Genomic DNA, 15,909 nt, shown 5'->3' with positions numbered 1-15,909 from the left:
ATTCAGGAACCTTCTTTCATTCGAATGCACAAACAAATAAGGGCAGTGTTGCCACTGCCCTTATTGCCGATATCAGGAACGCCTTAATAGGCATATTCCTTAAAGACCGGATCGACCGAACCGTTCCATTCGGTTTCATATTTATCAAGAAACTCTTCGGCAAGCGTACGACCACTTTCCGCCACATCTTCAAGGCTTTCGAGGAAATGGGTTTCGTCATCGCCATAGCCATCCATGCGACCACGTGCATGAAGGCCCTGTTTGGAAACAGCAAGGACGTCCTTCGCCAGATCCTGAACGGTGCCATTCTTGAATTTGGTGGCCAGTGCCGTACGCGGAACATCATTGCGAAGGGCTTCGCGTTCCTCAACCGACAGATCCTTGACCAGATCCCATGCTGCATCAAGGGCCGCATCATCATATAGCAACCCGACCCAAAGGGCCGGCAACGCACAGATGCGCTTCCACGGACCACCGTCAGCCCCGCGCATTTCAAGGAACTTCTTAAGGCGCACTTCGGGGAAGGCGGTTGTCATATGGTCCGACCAGTCATTCATGGTCGGGCGTTCTCCCGGAAGCACATCGAGCTTGCCATCCATGAAGTCACGGAACGACTTGCCCGCAGCATTGATGTATTTGCCATCGCGATAAACAAAATACATCGGCACATCAAGCATATAGTCGACATAGCGTTCAAAGCCGAAACTGTCCTCGAACACGAACGGCAACATACCGCACCGATCCGGATCGGTATCGGTCCAGACGTTTGACCGTGATGACAGGAAACCGCTTGGCTTGCCGTCAACAAACGGTGATGCCGCAAACAATGCAGTCGCAACCGGCTGAAGCGCAAGCGAGGTCCTGAATTTCTTGACCATGTCGGCCTCGGAACTGAAATCCAGATTGACCTGGATGGTCGAGGTCCGAAGCATCATATCAAGACCAAGATTGCCAACCTTGGGCATATATTCGCGCATGATCCCGTAACGCCCCTTGGGCATCCACGGAATGTCTTCACGCGCCCATTTCGGCTGATGACCGACACCAAGCATATCAATGCCAAGATCACCGCAAATTTCGCGCAGTTCATGAAGATGGGTATGCACTTCACCACAGGTCTGGTGAATGTTTTTAAGCGGGGCACCCGACAGTTCGATCTGACCGCCCGGTTCAAGCGATACAGAACATTTGTCCTTGGTCAGTGCGATGACATTGCCGTTCTCGATGATCGGCTCCCAGTCATAGCGTTCGGCAAGGGCATTCAAAAGGGTTTTAACACCCCGTTCCCCTTCATAGGGGATCGGGCGAAGGTCATCGCGGGTGAAGGCGAATTTTTCGTGTTCGGTGCCGATGGCCCAGTCACTTTTCGGTTTGGAACCGGACTCAAACCATTCGATAAGCTGACGCCGGCTTTCAATAACCGGGCTGTCACCAGTGGAGGCGCTGACAGTCATAAAGGGCTTCCCCTAATCTCTCGCAACTGGTCGGTGTGACCAATCGCCGATGCGATCCTGAAATACCGTCAATGCAGCAATTGCCGCTGTCTCCGCCCGAAGGATACGTGGGCCGAGACTGACAGGCGTTGCAAAAGGCTGTTTGCGGATACGTTCAAGTTCGTCGGCGCTAAAGCCGCCTTCGGGTCCAATCACGAGTGCATGGTTAACAACATTGATATTGTCGATAACCGAGCCAGCGCCCTTTGCCAATAGCTGACTTAACACTTCACCAATTGGTGACCCCGATCCCGTCTCGTCACAGAACAGCAAATGGTGATCTTCGGCACCATTTGCGACCCAGTCGAGAAGACGTACCGGCTCGGCAATTTCAGGCACAGTCAGGCGCTCGCACTGTTCGGCGGCCTCGATGACCTGTGCCTGCAAACGATCCCGCCGCACCTTGTCGGTGATACCGTGCTGGGTAATGACCGGTTGAAGTTTTCCAACACCAAGCTCGACCGCCTTTTCGATCAGGAAATCAAGGCGCTGTTTTTTGATCGGCGCGAAAACAAGAGTCGGTCCGGCCTCGGTGCCCTGTTCGCGCAATTGCGTCCCGGCGGTGATACGCCCCTTCTTTTTGCGAAGCTCGCTGATCGTGCCTAGCCACTCGCCATCGCGCCCGTTAAAAACTTTAACTGGCGTTCCGGGCTTGAGACGCATCACATGTTCAAGGTAATGAGACTGTTCAGGAGCAAGTTCGATCTCGCAACCGGCCGTGATAGGATCATGGACGAAAAGGCGCTGACGGGCGCGGGTGGCATCTGCGGTCATGTAGGTCCCCAAAGCCGTTCTACGGCGACTTGAAAAAGTTTTTTGTTAGATAGGCCAATTATGACACAGGTCAACCAACCAATACAGAGTACCAAAAACGACATGCCGGCAGATGGCTGGATTGACCGTTACGTGCCTGAACCCGTTCGCCCGTATTTGAAGCTGCTGCGTCTTGATCGACCTATTGGCACATGGTTGCTGCTTTTGCCTTGTTGGTGGTCAACTGCGATGGCCGGTGGCATTACAGACGGCATTACCGCCAAGCAAATCGTCATCATGATGGCCCTGTTTGGCGTTGGGGCACTGATCATGCGCGGGGCTGGATGTGTGATCAATGACCTTGCCGATCGTAATTTCGATGGCAAGGTCGAACGCACCATCACCCGTCCCTTGCCCAGCGGTCAGGTCAAGGTATGGCAGGCATTGCTGTTCCTTGGCTGCATGATGCTTCTGGGTCTGGCCATTCTGGTGCAGTTCCGGATTGAGGCGATCGTTGTCGGTATCTGTTCGATCCCGATCATTATTGTCTATCCGTTCATGAAGCGGTTCACCTATTGGCCGCAATCGGTCCTTGGACTTGCTTTTAACTGGGGCGCGCTTGTCGGATGGGCGGCCGTCACCGGAACAGTCGCACCAGCGGCAATTGCCATGTATGCGGCGGGCTTCTTCTGGACGCTTGGCTATGACACCATCTATGCCCATCAGGACAAGGATGATGATGCCAAGATCGGGTTGAAATCCCTTGCCCTGCGTCTGGGGGACGCGACCCCGAAATGGACAATGGGCTTTTATACCCTGACCACATTGCTGCTTGGCATTTCGGGCATGCTGGCCGATTTGCACTGGTCCTATTTCGTGTTACTCGGTCTTGCAGGCATTCATCTGGGCTGGCAAGTCGCAACCGTCAAGCTTGACGACGCGGCCAATTGCCTGCGACGTTTTAAATCGAACCGGGATTATGGATTGCTGGTGCTTGGCGCCATTGTCATGTCGCATCTGATCGCGCTTGCCTGACAAGTTTCAGATCGGGGCTGTGTTTTTTGAATACGCACACCATCTGTCTGATATCACGACAATTACAAGGGCACATTTATGGCCGCAATGCTTGCCTTGATGATCGCCGGTCTGATCCTTGCCGGGGTTGGTGCCCAATGGTTCGCCTGGCGGGCCGGGATACCCGCCATTGTCGTGTTATCCGTATTGGGCCTTGTTCTGGGCCCGGGAACCGGGTTGCTTGACCCGGTAACGGATTTTGGCCCGCTTTTGCCGCCTTTGATTTCGATTGCAGTGGCCGTCATTTTGTTTGAAGGCGGGCTTGCGCTTGATTTCCGGGAATTGCGCCAAAGCGTCAGCGGCATTTTACGTCTGACAACATTTGCTCCCCTTCTGGCATGGCTGCTTGGTGCGACAGCGGCCCATTATCTTGCCGGGCTGAGCTGGCCGGTGGCAGCCCTGTTTGGCGGGATCATGATTGTTACCGGCCCGACTGTCATAGCCCCCCTGTTACGTCACGCCCGGTTATCAAAACATCCCGGCACGCTTTTGAAATGGGAAGGCATCGTCAATGACCCGATTGGCGCCCTGTTTGCCGTCTTGGCCTATGAGGTGATTGTCGCGGTTGAACGGGGCAACGGACTGGGCGGTGTCATTGGCCATCTGGCCTTTACCATCCTGATTGCAATCGTTATCGGTCTTGCTGCCGGTTTTATGACCGTGCAGGTATTTCGTCGTGGCTGGATACCCGAATTTCTCAAGGCCCCGCTGGTTCTTGGCGTGTTGCTGACGTCATTTGCCGGGGCAAATTTCGTTCAGGATGAAACCGGGCTTCTTGCCGTGACTGTTCTAGGTCTTGTTATCGGCAATGCCCATCTGATGGCGATTGACGAAATTCGCCGTTTCAAGGAAACCCTGACCGTCATACTGGTTTCAAGTGTCTTCATCATTCTGACCGCCATCCTGAAATGGTCAATGATCGAGGAACTGACCTGGGGCCACGGGTTGTTTGTCCTTGCCATGCTGTTCATTGTGCGCCCGGTTTCAATTCTGGGTGCGCTCAGCTTTTCAAAGATTGCATGGCGCGAACGTTTGCTGGTGAGCTGGATTGCGCCGCGCGGGATTGTTGCCGTCGCGGTTTCAGGCCTGTTTGGACGCGAACTTGTCCATCTGGGACATGAAGATGGCAAACTCCTGATCCCGCTTGCCTTTGCAATGGTCTTTTCCACGGTTCTTCTGCATGGTTTTTCGATCCGGCCGCTTGCCCGTCACCTCGACCTTGCCCTTAAAGGTCCGCCCGGTGTCCTGATTGTTGGTGCCCATCAATGGACGATTGATCTGGCAACCCGGCTGCATGAACTTGAAATCCCGGTTGTTATTACCGATTCCCGCTGGCATGCACTGCGCCCGGCCCGCGAGGCCGGATTGACGACATTTTACGGAGAAGTCCTGTCTGAAGTATTCGAGCATCACCTTGACACGACCGGATTGGGCAAACTGATCGCGGCAACCGACAATGATGCCTATAACACACTGGTCTGCACCGATTTCGCCCCCGAATTCGGGCGACGCTCGGTCTTTCAGACCGGACTGCATCGCGGCCCGGATGATCGCAGTCGCCACAAAGCCAGCCAGACGCTTGGCGGATTACAGTTGTTTTCCAATCCCCTGACCACGGACGATATCCGCCGTGACTATCGGAACGGGGTTTCCGTTCGTCAAACCAGACTGACCGATGAATTTGGCTGGGATGCATTCACTGACCTGCATGACGAATCCCCGACCATTCTGGCGATGGTGCGCGGCAATCAGCTGTTTATCGGCCCGGACATCCCCAAAGCCAAATCGCGCGACGTGATCTTGTATCTTGGCAAGACCGAAACAGAGGCCGCTTGATAATCGACCTTGCTCAATTGCAGCAAAGCCGGTACTTCCCGCAGATGATCACCGTCAAAGTAGCCAATTCATGACCGAAAACATCTTTGCTGACGCCCTGGTTCCGGAAGTCGACGATCCGCAATTTGCCGATCTGATCGAGACTTTTACCGTACCGGCACGCGTGCCGCTGGCACCGGAAATCGAGATGTATCTGGCGACCCATATCACCCCGCTTTGGCAAGCGACCGAGGATATTCTTGGTGTGCTTGATATTCCGCCCCCCTACTGGGCTTTTGCATGGCCCGGCGGTCAGGCAATCACGCGCTATATCCTTGATCACCCGGAACTGGTGCGCGGCAAACGGGTGCTGGATTTTGCCTGCGGTGGCGGGATGCAGGCCATTGCCTGTGTGATGGCCGAAGCCGCCAAGATACTGGCAAATGATATTGATCCGGTCGCGATTACCGCGACCCGGCTCAATGCAAAGCGCAACGGGGTCGACTTCCCGACCACGACCGAGAACTTCGTGGGCACCAGTGCACCAGAAAAGCGCTGGGACGTGATTTTTGCCGGTGACGTCTGTTATCAGCAGGACATGGCCAATGCCGTTCTGCAATGGCTGATGGCCGAGGCGCGCCTTGGCACCCGTGTTATCCTTGCCGATCCGGGCCGGACCTATGCCCCGACCCATAATATCGACGAACTCGAAACCTATGACGTTCCCGTCGATGTTGCGGTCGAGGATACCGATACAAAATTCACCCGGATCTGGCAGCTACTGCCTGACCGGGAAAATATGGCTTGAACCGTGATCAGCTTGCGATGCTTTTTACGCAGTCATTCAGTTCGGAAATGCCGTTAAAGACAAACTGAATGTTTTTCGAAATATCCTGTGTGACGCTTGTCTGTTCCTCAACTGCGGATGCAATTGAATCGACATAGCCACTTACTGATTCCGCAGATGTTGAAATACCCGCAGTGGATGCCACCACCCGCTTGGTAATGTCCATCATTGCTTCGATCTGCGTTTCGATTTCGTCGGTTGCCTTGGCTGTCTGGTTGGCAAGGTTTTTCACCTCGCCAGCAACCACCGCAAAGCCCTTGCCTGCTTCACCGGCACGCGCGGCCTCGATTGTTGCATTGAGTGCAAGAAGGTTCACCTGCTCGGCAAGGTCACGAATGATTTGCACAACACCGGCCATTGATTCAGACGTTGTTTCAAGATCGGCGCGAACCTCGTTGGCTTCTTCGGTTTTTGCAACAATATCGTTCATCGCAATTTGCGAGCGATGCATGCTTTCACTGATTTCCTGAATGGCCGCCAACATTTCCTCGGATGCGCTGGCGACGGCCTCGGCACTGGTGCTTGATCCTTCGGCCAGTTGCTTGGCTTTGCGACGGGCAAGAATTTGCTTGGTAATATCCGTGGCATATTTCACCACCTTGATCGGACGGCCATTCATGTCGACAACCGGGTTGTAGCTTGCCTGAATCCAGACTTCGCGACCGCCCTTGCCCAGTCGGCGGAATTCGGCGACCTTGTGTTCGCCCCGGCGAAGAGAATCCCAGAATTCCTTATATTCGGAACTTTGCGCCTCTGCGGGATCAATGAACATGCTGTGATGTTTGCCAATAACTTCATCAAAGCTATATCCCATCGCAGCCAGGAAATTGGCGTTCGCATTGCGAATGGTTCCGTCCATTTCAAATGAAATCACGGCCTGTGATTTATGGATTGCCTCTATCTGACCGGCAAAATTCGCAGCCTGAAGCTTTTGGGCTGTGATGTCGGTCGCGTATTTGACGACCTTGAAAGGCCGCCCTGCCATATCAAGGATCGGATTGTAGCTGGCCTGAATCCAGACTTCCTTGCCACCTTTGCCATAGCGCTGATATTCGGCGGCAAGATGCTTTCCTGTCGCAAGCTGCTTCCAGAAATCGCGGTATTCCTGACTGTCGGCGTAGTCCTTATCGACAAATATCCGGTGATGCTTGCCCTGAACTTCCGAAAGCTGATAGCCCATCGTGGACAGAAAGTTCTCGTTCGCATCAAGAATGTTGCCATTCAGATCAAATTCGATAACCGCCTGCGATTTGCTGATCGCTGCAATCTGCCCGGCATAGTCGGCTGCCTTAAGCTTGCGCTCGGTAATATCACTTGCGATCTTGAAAACCTTGTAGGGCTTGCCGTTGGCCCCCAGCACGGAATTGTAGGTCGCCTGAATCCAGACTTCCTTGCCGCCTTTGCCAAATCGCTGAAACTCGGCTGTAAAGGATTCACCGCCTTTAAGCCGTTCCCAAAATTGCGCATATTCGGCACTTCGGGAGAATTCCGGATCGACAAACATGCTGTGATGTTTGCCACGCACTTCCGAAAGCTCATATCCCATCAATGTCAGAAAGTTCTGATTTGCATCGATTATTTGACCATCAAGCGAAAACTCGATCGTACCCTGCGATTGTTTGATCGCCTTTACAATATGGCTGTCACCCGAACCCGAACCGAACATGTATGCAGTCTCCTTAGGTCACGAAACGTGAAAACACGCTCGCGCAACACAACACCGAAATTCTCCCAACAATCTCACCCAAAATCTGGTACCGCTTCGCAATTCCAATACCGTGCGAAGATTCAATCCAACTGATCGTTCTCAAATCTATCGGTTGAATTTACCGTTCTGATGACGGCTTTGTACGTTTCACTTAAGCATCTGATTTCTATGATGTTACCCCCAACTTTGACACAATTCCAAATGTCAAAACATGCTTCTCAAGTATATATAGGGGTAGACTAGTGAGGATTACAGAGTGAAGACTGTTTTGGGATAAAGCGGTCGCGAATGTCTGTTCTGAACCGGGGATCATCTATCAGTCTGAGCACGAATTCAGCGCGCAAAACCTGGCCTGCACACTGCGCAGCATGTTCCATCATTTCCCATTGGCTAGATGCCCGATACCGTCGACCTGTCGCACGAATTGACGACAGGGCAAAAACACGACCATCGCCGAAAAGATACCCTGATGATGACTGATATATACCGACATGTTCAGGGCCTGATCCGCAATCAAGATCAATATCCCGACCATGAAGTTGCAGATACTGATAATGGGCTGGAACTGACTCGGTCAGATGCATGTGGCTCAGTTGCGCCGGGGTAAGCCAGGTAACCGCAATACGGACACACGTCCCCGGTGACGGGGCCAAAGTTGCCGGAATGGCACCGTAACCGGTGATATGAGTCGAATAGACAATATCGTGATGTTTCATCCAGCCAAGCGTTACCGGAATGACATCTGAAAGATTTTGGTGGGTGAATTTCCGCGCCAGTTGCACCGGCGCCCTGTTTGACCCGACGGCCAGAACGGGTATGCGACCGGATATCTGCGCACTGACCTCGTTTCCTGTCAGAGGCCGGGTTATCCCGCCCTCAAACAGAAAGTCATGATCGGGTGCGGCATAGGGATACAAAAACGCGCGCAGGAGTTCCTGCGCGCGTGGATGCCGTTCGATCTGTTCGCGTAATACGGGGTCGGTAACAACCCGCGCGTCAGAAATCGAAAACATGGTTCGGTCGATCCGGCTTAGCCTTCAACGACACGGTAACGGAAGTTGCAGTCATCAACGTGCTGCCAGGCCAGTTTCGACCATGCTTTTTCAGCATCGCCAAAGGTGGCAAACGGACCATGGCGTTCTTCGGAACCGCCAACCGGCTTTTCGAAGTCGGTGCTTTCATATTCACCGCCAACGACCCAGTATTCCTCAAGGCGTTCGATGCGGTAACGCGAATTCGCGTCATCCACCGACTGCCAGGCCATTTTGGACCATTCCTGTTCTGCGTCTTCGAAGCTGCCAAACGGACCAACTTTGGTTTCTTCGCCAATCGGCTTGTCGAAACCGGTATCCTGATAGGTGCCCCCGATAACCCAATATTTGGCCATCTGTGCGTCCTTCATGCTTTTGGTGAGTTGCCATGCCGCGCGTTGTGGGCCACGCGACTCAATTCTAGCCCATGTATAACCAAATGATGCGTCAACCAAAACCGCAAAATTATGCAACGCAGCATCCCGGTTTCATGTAGGAAGCGATCGGCCCACTTACAAATAGCGTATTTGACAACAGCAAGGTTGTCCAAGCCCGCGTCCACGCGTATGAAGACAATCAGGTTTCAAAGCTTTGCAGATGACAGGTGCCATGCCCTATCAATCCCTTCGTGACTTCATGGATGCGCTGGAAAAGACCGGCCGTCTTGTCCGTGTCACCGAACCGGTATCCCCCAATCTTGAAATGACGGAAATCCAGACCCGTCTTCTTGCCGAAGGTGGCCCGGCGGTTCTGTTTGAAAATGTCGTCGGAGATGACGGCAAAAAATATGACATGCCGGTTCTGGTCAATCTGTTTGGCACGGTTGACCGGGTGGCGGCAGGCATGAACCGCAAACCCGAAGAACTGCGCGAAGTCGGTGAAACGCTAGCCTTCCTCAAACAGCCCGAACCACCCGCAAGCATCCGCGAAGCATTTTCGATGCTGCCACTGGCCAAGACCGTCATGGCGATGAAACCCAAAACGGTTTCCAAGGCACCGTGTCAGGAAGTCGTTCTTCAGGGTGATGACATTGATCTGTCGAAAATTCCGGTGCAGTCCTGCTGGCCGGGCGAACCCGCCCCGCTGATTACCTGGCCACTGGTGGTGACCCAAGGCCCCACCGCCGGGGAAAAAGGTGGTGACAAGCGCGATGTCTTTAACCTTGGCATCTATCGCATGCAGGTGCTTGGCAAGAACAAGGCGATCATGCGCTGGCTGAAACATCGCGGCGGGGCGCAGCATCATGCGCGCTGGAAAAAGGAAAAGCGTGATCCGCTTCCGGCCGCGATTGTTCTCGGTGCTGATCCTGGCACCATCCTTGCCGCTGTGACCCCGGTTCCCGATACCCTTTCGGAATATCAGTTCGCCGGTCTTCTGCGCGGCGAAAAAGTCGAGCTGGTTGATTGCAAGACCGTCCCGCTCAAGGTTCCGGCAACGGCCGAGATCGTGCTTGAAGGCTATGTCTCGCTCGACGAATATGCACCCGAAGGGCCATACGGCGATCACACCGGTTATTATAACTCGGTCGAGGACTTCCCGGTCTTTACCATCACCGCCATAACCATGCGCAAGGACCCGATCTATCTGTCGACCTTTACCGGTCGTCCGCCAGATGAACCGTCAGTTCTGGGCGAGGCACTCAACGACGTGTTCGTGCCGCTTCTGCAACAGCAATTCCCCGAAATCGTTGATTTCTGGCTGCCGCCCGAAGGATGCAGCTATCGCATTGCCGTGGTGTCGATGAAAAAGGCCTATGCCGGTCACGCCAAGCGCGTGATGATGGGTGTTTGGTCATTCCTGCGTCAGTTCATGTACACCAAATTCGTCATTGTCGTGGATGACGACATTGATGTGCGCGACTGGAAAGACGTCATGTGGGCAATCTCGACCCGGATGGATCCGGTGCGTGACATCACCACGGTGACCGACACCCCGATTGATTATCTTGATTTCGCATCCCCGGTCAGCGGCCTTGGCGGCAAGCTTGGCCTTGATGCCACCAACAAGTTCCCGGGCGAAACCAACCGGGAATGGGGTGAAAAAATCTATATGGATGACGAGATTATCGACCGGGTGGATCAGAAATGGGAACGCTATGGCCTTCCCGGATCGGGCAAAAAAATCTGGCGGGACTGATCGCTAGATCCCGTGGAACACCATATCCAATGCGTTGGTGAGGGCGAAGCTGTCTTCAAACTCACCAACCTTTTCGCCAAACTCTGCGAGACTGACCGTTGCAATAAATTGCGGCAGTAAAACCCACTCATTGCTCTCAATCCTGATAACCGGATTTAACCGTTACGCCGGGATTGCATATTCGGATTTGAGCCGCAGAGGGACAACGACGCGAGTTTTCAGGTCTGATAAAAGATCAGACTGCACATCAACGACATATCCCGCCTCAAACCGATAGATATCGCCCTTTGCCATCAGAATTTCCGATGTGTAGAAAGCGGAATACCCTGTTCTTCAACAAAGGCATTACTGGCTTCAAGTGCAGCCTTGTTTTGCGCGCGCCACTGTTCGGCCCGCTTCTTGACAACCGCCTCACGCAGCCCCTGCTCTGCCGTCCGCGAGATATTAATTCCAAGGCTTTTGGCTTCTGCCAGCAATTCCACATCAATGCTGATATTGGTCGCCTTACGAAGTGCCGCTGCGTTCACGCCCGCCATTGACCGACCTTTCATGCGCACGTTCTATCAACTTTTCTCATTCGCCTCAATTTCGGAAAAAGAACCAGTGATCGCCATTATCGGCGGGCTTCTCCGAATAGAAGAATTGCGGCGCATCGCACATGAAATCATCAACCCGGATGGCGAAGTTGCAGCTGTCTTTCGATCCGATGACTTCTTCCATAAATTCTGTGCTGTTTTCCTGCCAGCTCATGACGGGCGGGGCAGTTTCATCATGGATACAAAGTGCAAACTGTTCGGATTGTTCAAACGGCAGGTAATGGATTTCGCTTTGCGCCTTGCCACCATGGTTGGTCACAAACAGCATGGCAAATTTCGGACCTTCGGGGCTATCAAGATCAACCCATCCTGCAATCCGGTCGACAACATCGTCACAGGTAAAATCACCTGTCAGCATCTGATGACGATAGTTACGTGCATATTGCCCGCCCTGAAAGCGCATCTCGGCGTAAAGCTGAGCTGTTGATACCGGATCAGCCTTGCCATCGGCATTGAGTTCCCAGACACCGTTTTCATCAGGCCCGTTTGTCTGATCCTGATTATCGGCGAATGACGGATTGCCAAACCCGACGAACAAGCCACCTGCAATCAGGCCAACCATAATAGTGCGCATCAGTGTCCGATCCCGTTTGTCTGGCGATCATACCCGCCAATTATCATCTGTTTTCCGCACTATAGCAGATAAATCCCGGAAAACAGAGCCACCGCACCCTTGCCCGGTGGCCGGTTTCAAGCCACCTCTGAACAGAGGTGTCAGGATGCACAGACGCGACACGGTCTTTTTGTTTCTGCTCTTTGCGAATGCGTCCCTGCCCCCTATAACTAGCCCATAGATACATTCCGATATAAGGGAGCTTCCATGCCCAAGACCGACATGACACTTGATCGCATCAATGATCTGCTCAAAAGCGCCAAGAAAGCCGGTGCCGATGACGCAGATGCCGTCTATGTCGAAGGAACGTCGCTTTCAGTTGCCCAGCGTCTTGGCAAGATGGAAAAGCTTGAACGCTCCGAAGGGGCCGATCTTGGCCTGCGCGTTCTGATCGGCAAGCAACAGGCTGTTGTCTCGTCATCCGATACAAGTGATGCGGCACTTTCCGAACTGGTCGAACGTGCTGTAGCAATGGCGAAAAACGCGCCCGAAGATCCCTATTGCGGGATTGCCGATCCGTCCGAACTTGCCGAGACCTTTAATGTAGAAGCCCTTGAACTGTGTGAACCGGGCGAAGTCGATCAGGCAAAACTGATCGAATGGGCTACCGCCTGTGAAGAAGCCGCACGTTCGGTCGAAGGCATCACCAATTCCGAAGGTGCCGACGCCGGTTGGGGACGTCATCAGATCACCCTTGCTGCGACCAATGGCTTTGCCAATTCCTATGCCGGGTCAGGAAGCCATATTTCGGTTTCGGTTCTGGCAGGAACCGGCACGGCGATGGAACGCGATTATGATTATGACAGCGCGGTCTTTTCGACCGACTTGCGCGATCCGGCCGATATCGGCCTTAAAGCTGCTCAAAAAACCTTGCGTCGACTGAACCCGCGCAAAGTCAAAAGCACACAGGTCCCGGTCATTTATGACCCGCGTGTTTCGTCCTCCATCGTCGGGCACCTGTCCGGTGCAATCAACGGTTCGGGCATTGCGCGCGGTACCAGCTTCCTGCTTGACGCCATGGACAAGGAAATCTTTGCCCCGCATATCAACATCGTTGATGACCCGCACCGGGTGCGCGGCCTGCGATCAAAGCCGTTTGACGCCGAAGGTGTCGCCAACCAGAAACGGTATCTGATTGAAAATGGCGTTCTGAAAACCTGGATCATGGATCTGCGTTCGGCCCGTCAGTTGGGCCTGAAATCGACCGGTCATGCATCGCGTGGTGCGGGAAGCCTGCCGGGCCCGTCGACCACGAACCTTTACATGGAAGCAGGCACCATTTCGCCCGAGGACATGATCAAGGATATCAAATCGGGCCTCTATATCACCGACATGATCGGAAGCAGCATCAACGGTGTCACCGGCGATTATTCGCGTGGCGCATCGGGCTTCTGGATCGAGAATGGCGAACTTGCCTATCCGGTCTCGGAAATCACCGTTGCCGGGAACCTCAAGGATATGTTCAGGACAGCCGTTCCCGCCAATGACCTGACCTTCAAATATGGCACCAACGCGCCGACATTGCGCATTGATGGCTTGACGCTGGCCGGTCAGTAGCCGCAATCACATCATCAGACGAATTAAAAGACGCCCGGTTCAAACCAAACCGGGCGTCTTTCATTTCATATGGCCGATTTTACACACCCGGTGGGCAACCGATATCACGCAGTCCTGATGGTGCTGACGAAATGATCCGTTGCGCCCTTAAGCGTCGTGAAGTTTTCCGAAAGCATGCCGACCGCACGCAACACATCACCGGATGCCGTTCCGGCCTCATTCACGGCCGAGCTTACGGTTGCGATGTTGGAACTCACAACGGTCGTACCCGTTGCCGCCTGTTCAACGTTAAAGGCGATTTCGCGCGTCGCGGCAGTCTGTTCCTCAATAGCAGAGGAGATGGTTGCGATGATGGCTTCCATGTCCGTGACTGTTTTACCAACCGCATCGACCTGACTGACCGCACTTCCGGTACGCGTCTGAAGGTTTGCGACATAACGGGTGATTTCCTCGGTCGCCTTTGCGGTCTGGTCCGAAAGGTTTTTGACCTCGTTGGCGACAACGGCAAATCCGCGACCGGCATCCCCCGCACGCGCGGCCTCGATGGTCGCATTAAGCGCAAGCATGTTGGTCTGGTCCGCAATGTCGGAAATCAGTTTCAACACATTTGAAATATTCTCGGACGCATCGACCAGTTCTTTGAGATCAGCCTTGGTTTTCGTGACCTCGTCAACTGCATTGCGGGCGACTTCGGATGAATGAACAACCTGACGGTTGATCTCTTCGATCGAAGTGTTGAGCTCCTCGGTCGCCGACGCCACCGAATGCACATTACCGCTTGCCTGTTCGGTCGCCGACGCAACGGCCACGGTCTGTTCCGAGGCCGAACTTGCCAGACGCGACATGCTGTCTGCGGTCGCCTGCAACTCGACAGCAGCTGCGGCAACCGTTTCAATGATCTGCCCGACATCGGCATTGAAGGTATCGGCCGTCTGGTTCATGAAAAGACGCTGGGCTTCCTTGGCGCGCTTTTCGTCTTCGATGGCCTTGGCTTCAAGTTCGTCATTACGGATGGCGTTTTCCTTGAACACCTGTACGGCACCGGCCATTTGCCCGATTTCATCGCGACGTCCCTGCCACGGGATATTCACACTCAGATCGTGATCCGCCAGTTTGCGCATGAGCGCCGTGATCGCAACAATCGGTTTCGAAAGACGATCCCCGATCAACATCGCAATCGCAATTCCCAGCCCCATCCCCACCAGAGACGCGATCAGAATTTCAATTTCGGCCAGTTCGATTTCATGAATGACCCGTTCAAAAATCGTATGCTCGCTTGTTGTAAATTCCGTCATCAGGTCGGCTGTTTCGGACAGAAGAATATTGGATGCCTGCTCCATGTCACCGTTAACGGTGTCCATAATGATCAGTTCGTTGGAACGGATCTTGTCAAAGGCTTCGCGGTAATCATCAAACAGTGTCATGACTTCGGACAGGGTCTTTTTGTCTTCAGCATCCGGGACGGTCTGATCAAGTTCCAGCAGGCCGGTCTTGAGTAATCCGAATTCACTGGCTGCTTTTTCGCCAAAACTGTCATCCTGTCGACCAATCAGAATATTCGCATAAAGCCGCGCCAGCAGGGCATGCTCGCGCGCCGCCACCGCTTTTTTCAGGGTATCGATATTCTGGTTGTTTTCGGCCCGCGCAATCAGGGCATTAATATCCGAAACGACCTTGATCCCGTCGGGCTCAAGACGTTCGACAATCATCTCATGATATTCATCGCTGAGATCACGGACCTTTTCAAAGTCATGCATATAGCGATCAAGCGCGGTTGAGATGTTGGAAATGCGCGCACGATGTTCTTCGGAATCAAAGCGTTGCAACGCCTGATCAAGGATCGGACGAATTTCGTCTGCGATCAGGAAAACCTGTTCCGCATCCTGTGCACTGGCTGTACTGGCAAATTCCTGGGCATGACTTTTAAAACGCAGGAATCTGGTTTCAATCTGGGCGACAAGACCTGCCTCTTCTACGCGCAGGGCGTATTCATCAACATCATGTGCAACCCGGGTAAAGCTGTAATAGGCAAAGGCCAATGCCGAGACCAGAATGATCAGGACGGCTGAAAAGCCCGAAAGAATCTTGGTTTTGACACCCAAATTCGCAAAAAACGATCCATTCGATGCGGAAGAAACACGCGACACCATCATACCCTCCGTGCTCATGGCAGGACACCATGATCGCTTTGCACATCAGGGTATCTGCACTTGAACGTTGCGTTCATCCCCATATAGGGAGTTCATTACGCACATATTGGAATTATAATATTACCAATTACAGTAA

13 protein-coding genes and 1 pseudogene are annotated in these 15,909 nt (G+C 53.5%); 5 read left to right on the top strand and 9 right to left on the bottom strand.

The window, feature by feature from the left end; all coding sequences use genetic code 11:
• Window positions 1-83 precede the first annotated feature (83 nt).
• Both TH30_RS15215 and TH30_RS15210 read right to left on the bottom strand, forming a co-directional pair.
• On the bottom strand, window positions 84-1,454 hold the full coding sequence (locus tag TH30_RS15215) for a glutamate--cysteine ligase (protein ID WP_114098945.1): 1,371 nt from the start codon (window positions 1,452-1,454) through the stop codon (window positions 84-86).
• 12 nt (window positions 1,455-1,466) lie between these two features.
• Window positions 1,467-2,267, bottom strand: coding sequence for a 16S rRNA (uracil(1498)-N(3))-methyltransferase (locus TH30_RS15210; protein ID WP_114098944.1), 801 nt, complete (start codon window positions 2,265-2,267; stop codon window positions 1,467-1,469).
• A gap of 60 nt (window positions 2,268-2,327) precedes the next feature.
• Here TH30_RS15210 and ubiA point away from each other — a divergent pair, with 60 nt between their 5' ends.
• The 3 genes from ubiA to TH30_RS15195 all read left to right on the top strand — a co-directional run bounded on the left by ubiA (window position 2,328) and on the right by TH30_RS15195 (window position 5,943).
• Window positions 2,328-3,281: a 4-hydroxybenzoate octaprenyltransferase gene (gene ubiA, locus TH30_RS15205; RefSeq protein WP_114098943.1), complete on the top strand. Its 954-nt coding sequence runs from the start codon at window positions 2,328-2,330 to the stop codon at window positions 3,279-3,281.
• Between the two features lie 78 nt (window positions 3,282-3,359).
• Complete coding sequence (locus tag TH30_RS15200; RefSeq protein WP_114098942.1) at window positions 3,360-5,156, top strand: cation:proton antiporter; 1,797 nt, start codon at window positions 3,360-3,362, stop codon at window positions 5,154-5,156.
• A gap of 70 nt (window positions 5,157-5,226) precedes the next feature.
• On the top strand, window positions 5,227-5,943 hold the full coding sequence (locus tag TH30_RS15195; protein ID WP_114098941.1) for a class I SAM-dependent methyltransferase: 717 nt from the start codon (window positions 5,227-5,229) through the stop codon (window positions 5,941-5,943).
• Window positions 5,944-5,950: 7 nt separating this feature from the next.
• Here the strand turns inward: TH30_RS15195 and TH30_RS15190 are convergent, their stop codons facing one another.
• From TH30_RS15190 to TH30_RS15180, 3 genes are all read right to left on the bottom strand, one after another.
• A complete protein-coding gene (locus tag TH30_RS15190) occupies window positions 5,951-7,648 on the bottom strand; it encodes a methyl-accepting chemotaxis protein (RefSeq protein WP_114098940.1) in 1,698 nt (565 codons plus the stop codon).
• A 281-nt stretch (window positions 7,649-7,929) separates the two neighbouring features.
• Window positions 7,930-8,703 carry a hypothetical protein gene (locus TH30_RS15185; protein WP_114098939.1) on the bottom strand — a complete coding sequence of 258 codons (774 nt, stop codon included), beginning with the start codon at window positions 8,701-8,703 and terminating at the stop codon, window positions 7,930-7,932.
• 17 nt (window positions 8,704-8,720) lie between these two features.
• On the bottom strand, window positions 8,721-9,077 hold the full coding sequence (locus TH30_RS15180) for a DUF4170 domain-containing protein (RefSeq protein WP_114099044.1): 357 nt from the start codon (window positions 9,075-9,077) through the stop codon (window positions 8,721-8,723).
• Window positions 9,078-9,330: 253 nt separating this feature from the next.
• Between TH30_RS15180 and TH30_RS15175 the strand changes: the two genes are divergently transcribed.
• Window positions 9,331-10,857, top strand: coding sequence for a UbiD family decarboxylase (locus TH30_RS15175; protein WP_114099043.1), 1,527 nt, complete (start codon window positions 9,331-9,333; stop codon window positions 10,855-10,857).
• A 3-nt stretch (window positions 10,858-10,860) separates the two neighbouring features.
• On the opposite strand, the pseudogene TH30_RS15170 reads toward TH30_RS15175, so the two are convergent.
• The 3 genes and pseudogenes from TH30_RS15170 to TH30_RS15160 all read right to left on the bottom strand — a co-directional run bounded on the left by TH30_RS15170 (window position 10,861) and on the right by TH30_RS15160 (window position 12,027).
• Window positions 10,861-11,151 (bottom strand): annotated as a pseudogene (locus TH30_RS15170) (CcdB family protein).
• Window positions 11,151-11,408 (bottom strand): type II toxin-antitoxin system CcdA family antitoxin, encoded by a 258-nt coding sequence (locus TH30_RS15165; protein ID WP_258548744.1) that lies wholly within the window; start codon window positions 11,406-11,408, stop codon window positions 11,151-11,153. Before TH30_RS15165 ends, TH30_RS15170 begins: the two are co-directional and overlap by 1 nt.
• A 31-nt stretch (window positions 11,409-11,439) precedes the next feature.
• The gene (locus tag TH30_RS15160; protein ID WP_114098938.1) at window positions 11,440-12,027 is read right to left on the bottom strand and encodes a hypothetical protein; all 588 of its coding nucleotides are present in this window, start codon (window positions 12,025-12,027) and stop codon (window positions 11,440-11,442) included.
• A 246-nt stretch (window positions 12,028-12,273) separates the two neighbouring features.
• On the opposite strand from TH30_RS15160, the gene TH30_RS15155 reads away from it, so the two are divergent.
• A complete protein-coding gene (locus tag TH30_RS15155; protein ID WP_114098937.1) occupies window positions 12,274-13,623 on the top strand; it encodes a TldD/PmbA family protein in 1,350 nt (449 codons plus the stop codon).
• 104 nt (window positions 13,624-13,727) lie between these two features.
• On the opposite strand, the gene TH30_RS15150 is transcribed toward TH30_RS15155, so the two are convergent.
• A complete protein-coding gene (locus TH30_RS15150; protein WP_114098936.1) occupies window positions 13,728-15,791 on the bottom strand; it encodes a HAMP domain-containing methyl-accepting chemotaxis protein in 2,064 nt (687 codons plus the stop codon).
• Window positions 15,792-15,909 lie beyond the last annotated feature (118 nt).

It is taken from the genome of Thalassospira profundimaris (genome assembly GCF_003326795.1).
Classification (GTDB): Bacteria; Pseudomonadota; Alphaproteobacteria; order Rhodospirillales; family Thalassospiraceae; genus Thalassospira; species Thalassospira profundimaris_C.
This window is presented reverse-complemented; position numbering and strand designations above follow the sequence as displayed.